Raw genomic sequence first — 1,993 nt, 5'->3', positions numbered from 1 at the left:
TTCCGTCTCCGTATTATCCAACGCCTCTCTTAGGGACGCGGGAGTATATTTTTCGTCCAAATAATTGTCAATATTACCAATATTAAATTCTGGCCGAACTTTTTGATCTAAGTCTTTAAACAATAAATCAACTTGTAGGTTTTGTCCAAACTCTTCTTTTAATTTGCGGACTGTATCTTTCGATTTAAAGTACCTATCAACAAATACATCTAAATCAATAGCCCGTCCCATCGTTAATTCACGGGCTTTTGCAGCTTTCCAGGCATTTAATGGGTCATTGTAAACAAATGTGATAACAACGCAGTAATCCCTTTTAGGTGATAGGCATCGCTCAATATTCTGTTTGGTTTTATCATAGTCTGATAAGGTTCCATCAAGTATGAAGCTTTGTTTATTCTTCATTAACTTATCAAAAACGGCATCTACGATGATGGATGTAGGGTACTGAAAAAGTCTAGCGTTCTTTCCGTTATAGCCAGGCATTTGCTCTCTAATCTCATCAGGGTCAATGAGAGAAAATGCACCTTCATTATCCTTAAATTCATCATCTAGAACGCGTTTTAGGGCGTGAGCAACTTCAGTTTTGCCAGCTGCTGGACAGCCAGCCATGTAATAAGCTGTTGGTTCAGTGTCTGCTGGAACAAGATCTTTATTAGCGTACTCTTGTACAAAGTGCTTTTTTCGTTCCTTTGCCCATTTTATCGCGGCATCGACTAATCCTTGTTCATCTTCAGTGAAATCGCTCATTCAGCACCCATTACCATAGTTGACCAGTTAAGTTTGCATGTAAGCTAAAAATAATCAACTGTTGATAGTGGTATTGCGTCAGTTTAATAAATGAACTCAAAGGAACTAAGTTTATTTAATTTTGAACCGGGGGCGGAGCCAGAAACTCCAAATAAATAAGGAGTATCTCTCTTAACGCAAAGGCCCGCATAAGGCTTAGATATTTAGAGTCTACTTGCTATAAGTTTTCACTATTGCAGTCTTTGGTAGAAAGAAGCTGCTTCAAATACTCACCTTCTTCCTGACTAATCAACCCAACGATATTGTATTTAATCCACCCTGGTATCGGGTCATACCCACCAGCTAAAGCCGCTTCTATATTGTCAGTCTTATCGGCCAGGTATTTCAAAAAATAATCTGCTAATGACTCTCTTAAACGAATATTTCGGCAGCTTGCAACCAACAGCATGCTTTCAGTCACTGGGTCTAGGTTTAGTAAATCGTCAAATAGGTATCCATCAATTATGACACCGCCCAAGCTAAGTACAATCTCTAGTATCTTTACTTTGGCTATAGGATAGCTGTAAGACCTATTAATAGCGCGGTCAGGAAGTTTAAGTTCTGCTGGCTCTAGTAACTCTAAAGAACTTGATTCTGCGAATATTTTAGCTCTCAGTATTTGTACTTTGATGTCGTCGCTTGTTGCTGTGTTTATAGCTATCAGCGCATCCAAAGCAAGACTATAAAATATGACCGAACCAAAGGGGAAGTTGTACTGTTGAAGATAACTCTCTAGTCCTCTGCTTTTAAGATTAGAGATGATTTCATTGTTTATGAGTTCCTTGTTTAGAAAGTCTTGCGGGAGATAGAAGTCCAATTTATTTTCCTCTTACTTGATTAGCTATTTTTACCTTATCTATCAAATAAGACCACGCAAGCGGACATCATAAGGACAAGTTGTTCTAGTGGATGTTTTGATTGAAACTGTGCAGCTAAAAAACAAACTTTTGTAGTGGTCAACTAAAACTGGCCAGCCCGTTATAAGTTTTTTCGTAAGCCTGTTCAGTCAATAACGGTGACATACCACCATTATGATGATGAGGCCGATGACGATTGTAGTAACCATTAATGTATTGATCGATAGCTGCTTCTGCTTCCATAAACGATTCATATCCTGATCGCGGCATCCATTCTGTTTTAAAGCTTCTAAAGAATCGCTCCATTGGCGCATTATCCCAGCAATTTCCTCTGCGACTTAGGCTTTGTC

General features: G+C 38.8%; 3 protein-coding genes. All 3 read right to left on the bottom strand.

Going from position 1 to position 1,993, the window contains the following annotated elements; all coding sequences use genetic code 11:
• The coding region (locus A3761_RS21850; RefSeq protein ID WP_068750872.1) for a zeta toxin family protein at positions 1–747 on the bottom strand (747 nt) is incomplete at its 3' end.
• A 217-nt stretch (positions 748–964) separates the two neighbouring features.
• A complete protein-coding gene (locus A3761_RS21845) occupies positions 965–1,603 on the bottom strand; it encodes a hypothetical protein (protein WP_068553824.1) in 639 nt (212 codons plus the stop codon).
• 139 nt (positions 1,604–1,742) lie between these two features.
• The coding region (locus tag A3761_RS21840) for an integrase core domain-containing protein (RefSeq protein WP_156490510.1) at positions 1,743–1,993 on the bottom strand (251 nt) is incomplete at its 5' end.

The sequence above is a fragment of the Oleiphilus sp. HI0123 genome (genome assembly GCF_001635315.1).
The sequence above is the reverse complement of the archived record's forward strand: the minus strand, read 5'-3'. Positions and strand labels throughout refer to the sequence as shown.